Origin of the sequence: Pantoea sp. GM_Pan_3 (assembly GCF_026541045.1) — a bacterium.
Taxonomy (GTDB): Bacteria; Pseudomonadota; Gammaproteobacteria; order Enterobacterales; family Enterobacteriaceae; genus Pantoea; species Pantoea anthophila.
Genome location: NZ_JALNVA010000010.1, coordinates 111,708 through 119,766, shown reverse-complemented (window position 1 = coordinate 119,766; position 8,059 = coordinate 111,708). Strand labels below are relative to the sequence as shown.

The 8,059-nt window shown below is 55.3% G+C and carries 7 protein-coding genes and 1 riboswitch; of the genes, 2 read left to right on the top strand and 5 right to left on the bottom strand.

Going from position 1 to position 8,059, the window contains the following annotated elements; genetic code table 11:
- Nucleotides 1-302: 302 nt before the first annotated feature.
- Both murI and btuB read right to left on the bottom strand, forming a co-directional pair.
- On the bottom strand, nucleotides 303-1,154 hold the full coding sequence (murI, locus tag OXR04_RS21315; protein ID WP_009087991.1) for a glutamate racemase: 852 nt from the start codon (nucleotides 1,152-1,154) through the stop codon (nucleotides 303-305).
- Nucleotides 1,099-2,979, bottom strand: a complete 1,881-nt coding sequence (btuB, locus tag OXR04_RS21310; RefSeq protein ID WP_267372706.1) for a TonB-dependent vitamin B12 receptor BtuB — start codon at nucleotides 2,977-2,979, stop codon at nucleotides 1,099-1,101. Before btuB ends, murI begins: the two co-directional genes overlap by 56 nt.
- Before the next feature lie 70 nt (nucleotides 2,980-3,049).
- Nucleotides 3,050-3,232: riboswitch (cobalamin riboswitch) on the bottom strand.
- A 110-nt stretch (nucleotides 3,233-3,342) separates the two neighbouring features.
- Here btuB and trmA point away from each other — a divergent pair.
- Complete coding sequence (gene trmA / locus OXR04_RS21305; RefSeq protein ID WP_058957345.1) at nucleotides 3,343-4,446, top strand: tRNA (uridine(54)-C5)-methyltransferase TrmA; 1,104 nt, start codon at nucleotides 3,343-3,345, stop codon at nucleotides 4,444-4,446.
- A 40-nt stretch (nucleotides 4,447-4,486) separates the two neighbouring features.
- On the opposite strand, the gene OXR04_RS21300 is transcribed toward trmA, so the two are convergent.
- Together OXR04_RS21300 and fabR are read right to left on the bottom strand one after the other, a co-directional pair.
- On the bottom strand, nucleotides 4,487-4,840 hold the full coding sequence (locus OXR04_RS21300; RefSeq protein WP_009087994.1) for a YijD family membrane protein: 354 nt from the start codon (nucleotides 4,838-4,840) through the stop codon (nucleotides 4,487-4,489).
- 17 nt (nucleotides 4,841-4,857) lie between these two features.
- Nucleotides 4,858-5,502 carry an HTH-type transcriptional repressor FabR gene (gene fabR / locus OXR04_RS21295; RefSeq protein WP_009087996.1) on the bottom strand — a complete coding sequence of 215 codons (645 nt, stop codon included), beginning with the start codon at nucleotides 5,500-5,502 and terminating at the stop codon, nucleotides 4,858-4,860.
- Nucleotides 5,503-5,694: 192 nt separating this feature from the next.
- Between fabR and sthA the strand changes: the two genes are divergently transcribed.
- On the top strand, nucleotides 5,695-7,095 hold the full coding sequence (gene sthA / locus OXR04_RS21290; protein ID WP_009087998.1) for a Si-specific NAD(P)(+) transhydrogenase: 1,401 nt from the start codon (nucleotides 5,695-5,697) through the stop codon (nucleotides 7,093-7,095).
- On the opposite strand, the gene oxyR is transcribed toward sthA, so the two are convergent.
- A complete protein-coding gene (gene oxyR / locus OXR04_RS21285; protein ID WP_009088000.1) occupies nucleotides 7,078-7,995 on the bottom strand; it encodes a DNA-binding transcriptional regulator OxyR in 918 nt (305 codons plus the stop codon). The two genes, sthA and oxyR, sit on opposite strands and share 18 nt — an antisense overlap.
- Nucleotides 7,996-8,059: the final 64 nt, after the last annotated feature.

Genomic DNA, 8,059 nt, shown 5'->3' with positions numbered 1-8,059 from the left:
CGTGCGTCCAAGGACGCTGATATCAATCCTGCGAGTGCCCACACAGATTGTCTGATAAATTGTTAAAGAGCAGTGCCGCGTTTTCCTGCGGCGCGGGCTGCGTATATTACGCTTTCCGCATTGTCAGTCAAGCATTTATTTTCGCTTAACTCACTGGTTCGTATGATTTCGAACCACTTAACGCGACGCTTCGTAAGCCGTTGTGCCGTGTCAGTGGAGGCGCATTATAGGGAGTTCTCGGAGGCTGACAAGTGCTAATTTCAAATAAAATTCCGAGTGCTGTTTTTTTCAGCTAAAAGCCCCTAAAGCGCCAGTTTTTCCAGCAATGGGAAGCCATAACGGTGTAAAACGGGTGATAATTGTACCGCTTCGCCATCCAGCTCCGTACAGAACGCGACGTTCTGCTGTGAGGAACGCACCTCAGGTGCTTCATGCTCCAGCAGCCAGACCGTACGTCGGGCGATTGCCGCACCGGAATCAATCAGGCGCGTTCCTTCGGGCAAGACCTGTTGCAGCTCTTCGCGCAGTAAAGGAAAGTGAGTGCAGCCTAAAACCACCGTGTCAGGCGGTTCCGCCATCCGCAGCCATGGCTGAACAATACGCCTTACCTCATCCAGTGCCACTTCCCCGCCATGCAGCTTGGCTTCCGCCAGCTCCACCAGCTCCGCCGATCCCAGCATCTCAATTTTGCAGGAGCCAGCAAACTGTGCCACCAGCTCATGGGTATAAGGACGGCGAACGGTTGCTCTTGTCGCCAGCAAGCCCACGACACCATTACGCGTCAGGCGCGCAGCCGGTTTAATCGCCGGAACGACGCCTACAACAGGAAACGAAAAGTGTTCACGCAATGCAGGCAGCGAAACCGTGCTGGCGGTATTGCAGGCGATGATGACTAATGAGAGAGGCGTGCGGCGGGTAATGGCCTCGACGATGGCGACCACCCGCTCCACGATAAAGGATTCGCTTTTCTCACCATAAGGGAAGCCGGCGTTATCGAAGGCATAGAGATAATGAAGATCCGGCAGTAGCTGACGGACCTCATCATAGACAGAAAGCCCACCGACGCCGGAGTCAAATACCAGCACGGTGGGTCGCAAATCAGAAGCTGTAGCTGCCGCTGAGGTAATACTCTCGTCCTGGAGTCTGATAGCCATACGCTGTCTCGTAATCTTTATCGAACAGGTTGGCAATTCTACCACGAACTGTGAGTTGTGAAGTGACAGGATATGAGACGGCGAGATCCCACAGACTGACGCCACCTTCTCTGACGCGGCGGCTGGGCGTGCTGTTGAAATCCGTATCGTAGCGGTCGCCAAGATAGTGATAGGTCACGGACCAGTCCGCGTCGTACAGCGTCCAGTCGAGCTGATACTTCACCTGCTGTTTTGCCCGGCGAACCAGCGGCTGGTTGGTGCTGCCATCCCGCGCATCGACATAATCATAAGAGAGCTGATGCGTCAGTGGCCCGGTATCAAAGCCTGCCGTCGCTTCCACGCCTTTAATACGCGCCTGCTTAATGTTGTAGTACCGGAAGGTCGCCGGATCGCTATCAATCAGGTTATCGATGTCATTGCGGTAGCCCGACACGCGCCAGTTGACCGGCCCGCTCAGCCCTTCAAAGCCGCCTTCCCACTGTTTACTTTTTTCCGGGTCGAGGTCCCGATTACCATAAGCCGGGCTGTAAACCTGTGACAGATTCGGCGCTTTAAAGGCGGTGCCATAAGAGGCGAATGCACGGTAGCCCGAGATAAACTCCCAGGAAGCTGCCGTCTGCCAGGTGTTATGCCAGCCGAACTGATTGTTATCGTCACCGCGTACCGCCCCTTCCAGCGTAACCGTGCCGAACTGCTGCTGGCCGGTCAGGTAGAGGCCGGTGTTACGCTGTTCATACCCCTCTGACAGAGTATTGGTGCCTGGCTCAGTGGTCTCTTTCTGCCAGTCGACACCGGCGCTGATGGCGCCCTGCCCCACCTGCACGGTGTTGCCCCACTGCAGATTGTACTGGGTGACATCATCAAACGTAGAGGCGGCACCGTAGCGGCCATTGCGCGGGTCGTAGTTGATATCTTTGGTATGCCCATAGCTGGCGATGAGCTGAGTCGAGTAGAAATCACGGTTAAAGCGTAAACCGGTGTCCCAGGTCTGACTGTAGAGCTGGCGGGTGTCCGGCAGACCGATGATGTTGGTATAACTCTCATCGTAGCTGTATGCCCCGTCATAGGCGGTGCGGTTATCAAATCCGTAGCCGCGCACAAACCCACTCAGCTCATCGCTGAACTGATGCTCAAGATTGCCATAGAGGGTTTTGCTCATGAATCCGTCGCGGTCGTGCTGTGCCGGGCCATAGTTACTGGGATAACCCGCCACCACATCATATCCTCTGGTGTAGGTATAGTTGCCTGCCAGGGTCAGCGTGGTGGCGTCGCTCAGCCTCTGCTGGGTAGAGCCATCATAAGATTGATAGCCATTGGAGCCCATGCCCGCCGTCAGCGTGGTTCCCGGCTGCGACCGGCCGGTGATGATATTAATTACGCCGCCAATGGCATCAGAACCGTAGACGGCAGAACGCGCACCGCGGATATATTCGATACGCTGCACCAGGGTCAGCGGAATCTGGCTGAGATCGGACGAACCACTGATTCCGGCCTGATTCAGCCGGATGCCATCAATCAGGATCAGGACATGGCGGGACTCGGTGCCGCGAATAAACAGGGAGCTCTGCTGACCTAATCCGCCGTTTTGCGCCACATCGACACCCGGCAGGCGGCGCATCACATCCGCCAGGCTTTTAGCCTGCCAGCGCTCAATCTCATCGCGCGTCACGACGGTGGTGGGTGCCAGTACGCCAGAGACAGGTTCAGCAAAACGGTTAGCGGTCACGATTTGCGTCTCATCATTTGCCTGAGCAAACCCGTTTTGCGCCCAGAGAGAAGCCGCCGTTGCGCTCAGAGCGAACAGCGATACACTTTTTTTTATCATTTTTAAATCGCATCCATAAGACGAAGCAGGATGCCGCAGGCCGACAATCGATAGCACGCGATGATTGTACGAGTAGCGACGTTACACCGGCAGGTCTTCGGGCTGGGAACCATAAATGATGATGACTTCCCATCCCGCAGGACAGTGTCTGCTATTGCACTCATCACGACATTCCTTACCGCTGCGCGTCAGCTCCAGATTTACACTGGATTCCCTATTAACTCAGGCTGAGGCCGGCGTCTGCAGTCTACGGAGTGGCGATTCGGAAGTCCAGATAGCCTGGAATCATCGCTCTGCGGGACTGGACATCAGCAAGTGAATGCCTACAATCGCCCGCTGGTAAGCTATTAATCAGGATTGCTCATGACACCCGAACATCTCCCCATTGAAGAGTATGACGCACAGCTGGCGGAAAAAGTCAGTCGTTTAGAGACGATGATGACGCCGTTTGCTGCGCCCGACGTGGAGGTGTTCCGTTCACCGGTCAGCCACTATCGGATGCGCGCAGAGTTCCGGCTGTGGCACGACGGTGATGATATCTATCACATCATCTTCGATCAGCAGACGCGCGAACGGATCCGTGTCGATCAGTTCCCTGCGGCCAGCCAGCTGATCAATCAGCTGATGCCAAAGATGATCGCCGCGATCCGCGATAACCGTACTCTGCGCCACAAGCTGTTCCAGATCGACTATCTCTCGACCCTGAGCAATCAGATTGTCATTTCGCTGCTCTACCACCGCAAGCTGGACGACGAGTGGCAGCAGGCCGCCGCTGCGCTGCGCGATCGGCTGCGTGCCGAAGGGCTGGATGTGCAGCTGATTGGCCGCGCAACCAAAACCAAAATCTGTCTCGATCGCGACTACGTTGACGAACGTCTGCCAGTGGCGGGCCGCGAGCTTATCTATCGCCAGGTTGAAAACAGTTTTACGCAGCCTAACGCGGCAATGAATATTCAGATGCTGGAGTGGGCGCTGGATGTCACCCGGGATTCTCAGGGGGATTTGCTGGAACTCTACTGCGGCAACGGTAACTTCTCGCTGGCGCTGGCACGCAATTTCCGCCGTGTACTGGCCACGGAAATCGCCAAACCTTCCGTGGCATCGGCGCAATACAATATCGCCGCTAACCAGATCGATAATGTGCAGATTATTCGCATGGCGGCGGAAGAGTTTACCCAGGCGATGAACGGTGTCCGCAGCTTTAATCGTCTGGAAGGCATTGATCTGACCAGCTACGACTGCGAGACGATTTTTGTCGATCCGCCGCGCAGCGGACTGGATGATGAGACGGTGAAGATGGTGCAGGCTTATCCGCGCATCCTCTATATCTCCTGCAATCCTCAGACCCTGAGCGACAACCTGCAGACGCTGGCGCAAACGCACGACGTTACGCGCCTGGCGCTGTTTGACCAGTTCCCTTACACCCATCATATGGAATGCGGTGTTCTGCTGACGCGTAAAGCCTGAAGCATAAACAAAAACGGGAACCCTGCGGTTCCCGTTTTTTTTACTGATTACGCTTGCGCTTAAATCGCGTTGCAATCCAGAACACCAGCGCCACCATCAGAACAGTGGGGATGAAGTTGGAGCCCATGTCCGGGTATTCTGCCCGCACCAGCGCGCTGTAAACCAGAATCCCCAGCAGGAAAAAGGCGGCTGCCAGGCCCGGCATCCCCTCCGGCATGTTGGTGTTGAGGTAACGCTGATGCAGACACCAGGCCGCCAGGCCCAGTGCAATCAGCGGAAAAATGGAAAAGGGAACAAAGGCGCTGAACAGCACAGAAAATGAGCCGTTAATCGCTAAGCCAGTAATAAAAGCCAGTGCCAGTGTGCCTTTATCGCGGGAAGCCGGGTGGGTCATGGACGGATCCTTACTCATTACTCTTCGGGTTTTTCCAGGGTAACCGCGAGACGCTCCTGCTCCCGGCGGTACCAGTAATAGGCGCCTTTGGCGATCATACGCAGCTGTAACACCAGCCGATCCTCAAGCTTACGACGCTGCTCAGCATCAACATCCAGTGCTTCTGCACCGGCGCTGAAGACAATGGTCACCATCGCCTCAGCCTGCGCTTCGGTAAAACTGCGCGGCATGCGATTTTCGACCTCAAGATAGTCAGCCAGTTCAGCGATAAAGTGCTGAATTTCACGCGCCACGGCGGCACGGAAAGCGGCGGAGGTGCCGGAACGTTCACGCAGTAACAGGCGGAAAGCGTTGGGGTTGTTGCCGATGAACTCCATAAAGGTCGACACCGACGTTTTAATGATGCTGCCGCCTTTGGCGATACGCTGGCGCGCCTGGCGCATCAGCTGTCGCAGCATGAGTCCGCTTTCATCCACCATCGTCAGGCCCAGCTCATCGACATCCTTGAAATGACGATAAAAGGAGGTGGGTGCGATACCTGCCTCGCGGGCAACTTCCCGCAGACTCAGGCTGGCAAAACTGCGTTCGGCGCTGAGCTGACTGAACGCTGCTTCAATCAGTGTACGTCGTGTACGTTCTTTTTGTTGCGCTCTGACGCCCATTCTCTCTGCCTTTAGCGGTGTTAGGCAGGCACTATATCAAAAATTTCAGCGTACAGATTGGCAATCTTTGTCACCACCTGTGAACCTCACTCTTTGTCAAACTGTGATGAAAATCGCTGATAGAATTCAGAAGTGCGCGACGAGATGTTAGAATCTCGTTGTAAAAATGTATAAATAATAGGACGTATCGGTATGCAAAAGTCTTACGATTACGATGCCATTGTGATTGGCTCAGGGCCCGGCGGTGAAGGGGCGGCGATGGGGCTGGTAAAACAGGGAGCGCGCATCGCCGTGATCGAACGCTACCATAACATCGGCGGCGGCTGTACCCACTGGGGCACCATCCCCTCTAAAGCCCTCCGTCACGCCGTCAGTCGCATTATCGAATTTAATCAGAACCCGCTTTACAGCGATCACACCCGACTCCTTCGCTCCTCTTTTGCCGACATTCTCAATCACACGGAAAACGTGATCAGCCAGCAGACGGCCATGCGTCAGGGTTTCTACGAGCGTAACCGCTGTGAACTGTACCAGGGCGATGCGCATTTTGTTGATGCCAACACCATTGAGATTGAACAACCTGATGGGACGCGTGAGCGGCTGACGGCAGAGAAATTTGTCATCGCCTGTGGTTCACGTCCTTACCATCCTGACGATGTCGACTTTACCCATCCCCGCGTCTATGACTCAGACTCCATTCTCAACCTGCATCACGAACCGGGACACGTCATCATTTACGGCGCTGGCGTGATTGGCTGTGAATACGCCTCGATTTTTCGCGGTCTGAACGTCAAGGTTGACCTGATCAATACCCGCGATCGTCTGCTGGCGTTCCTCGATCAGGAGATGTCTGATTCGCTCTCCTACCACTTCTGGAACAGCGGCGTGGTGATTCGTCACAACGAAGAGTTTGAGAAGATTGAGGGCGTGGAAGATGGCGTCATCATCCATCTGAAATCCGGCAAGAAAGTGAAAGCGGACTGCCTGCTTTACGCCAACGGCCGAACCGGCAACACCGATTCCCTGTCGCTGGAAAATGTCGGTCTGGAAGCGGATGGCCGTGGCCTGCTGAAAGTCAACAGCATGTATCAGACCGCGCAGCCGCACATCTATGCGGTCGGTGACGTGATTGGCTATCCGAGTCTGGCCTCTGCCGCCTACGATCAGGGCCGCATTGCCGCGCAGGCGATTATTAAAGGAGAAGCGTCAGCGCATCTGATTGAAGATATCCCGACCGGTATCTACACCATTCCGGAAATCAGCTCTGTGGGCAAAACCGAGCAGCAGCTGACCGCCATGAAAGTGCCCTATGAAGTGGGACGCGCGCAGTTCAAACATCTGGCGCGGGCGCAGATTGTGGGGATGAACGTCGGCAGCCTGAAGATCCTGTTCCACCGGGAAACCAAAGAGATTCTGGGGATCCACTGCTTTGGTGAGCGTGCCGCCGAGATTATTCACATCGGTCAGGCGATCATGGAGCAGAAAAATGGTGGCAACACGATTGAGTACTTCGTGAATACCACCTTTAACTATCCGACGATGGCGGAAGCCTATCGCGTGGCGGCGTTAAACGGCTTAAACCGCCTGTTTTAACGTCGTGTCGAGATAGTGCTGCATGTGGGTTTTGATTGCTTCTGCCAGCTGTTCATAACGGCTGCGCAGAGGCGAACCCGGCCGATAGACCAGCGCAATCGTGCGTTGTGGTACCGGCTTGTAGCACGGAAGATAGCAGACCCCATCGCGGATACGTTCCGGCGGAACCGCCAGCGCCGGTAACAGTGTAATGCCGCTGCCTGCTGCCACCATATTGCGCAGCGTTTCCAGACTGGTTGCCCTGAAATGGGTATCTTCGTCGGCACCCGCCTCAAAACAGAATCCCATCGCCTGGTCACGCAGACAGTGCCCATCTTCCAGCATCAGTAATTTCTCGCCCGCCAGATCGGACATCGGTACCCGATCGCGGTCGCGCCACGGATGATCTTCGTAGATCGCCAGCTTCATCGGTTCATCAAACAGCGGAACCTCGATAAAGGCCTGACTCTCTTTAACCAGCGCCACAATCGCGCAGTCCAGTTTGCCGCTGTCGAGCTGTGCCAGCAGCTGCTGCGTCTGCGCTTCATGCAGATACATTTCCAGTTTCGGGAACGTCTGGTGCAGCATCGGGATAATCTGTGGCAACAGGTAGGGGCCGGTGGTCGGGATAAGGCCGATATGCAGCGGGCCTGACATCGCTTCCCCTTGCTGACTGGCCATCTCTTTCAGCACTTTTACTTCACGCAAAACCGTGCGCGCCTGATCCACCAGCAGCAAACCGGCCTGGGTAAACAGCACTTTACGGCTGGTACGCTCCAGCAGCATCACACCCAGCTCATCTTCCAGCTTGCGGATCTGCCCGCTTAACGTTGGCTGACTGACATGACACGCATCTGCCGCACGGCGGAAATGGCGATATTCAGCAAGTGAGACCAGATATTCAAGATCACGAATATTCATTATTACCCTCCAAACCACGATAGCCCGTGGCGATAGATAGAATAGCAATGAACGATTGGCCCTA

Excerpts from the sequence above, each read along its gene's own strand:
- murI (WP_009087991.1), bottom strand. The coding sequence starts at position 1,154 with ATGGCTATCAGACTCCAGGACGAGAGTATTACCTCAGCGGCAGCTACA.
- btuB (WP_267372706.1), bottom strand. The coding sequence starts at position 2,979 with ATGATAAAAAAAAGTGTATCGCTGTTCGCTCTGAGCGCAACGGCGGCT.
- trmA (WP_058957345.1), top strand. The coding sequence starts at position 3,343 with ATGACACCCGAACATCTCCCCATTGAAGAGTATGACGCACAGCTGGCG.
- OXR04_RS21300 (WP_009087994.1), bottom strand. The coding sequence starts at position 4,840 with ATGACCCACCCGGCTTCCCGCGATAAAGGCACACTGGCACTGGCTTTT.
- fabR (WP_009087996.1), bottom strand. The coding sequence starts at position 5,502 with ATGGGCGTCAGAGCGCAACAAAAAGAACGTACACGACGTACACTGATT.
- sthA (WP_009087998.1), top strand. The coding sequence starts at position 5,695 with ATGCAAAAGTCTTACGATTACGATGCCATTGTGATTGGCTCAGGGCCC.
- oxyR (WP_009088000.1), bottom strand. The coding sequence starts at position 7,995 with ATGAATATTCGTGATCTTGAATATCTGGTCTCACTTGCTGAATATCGC.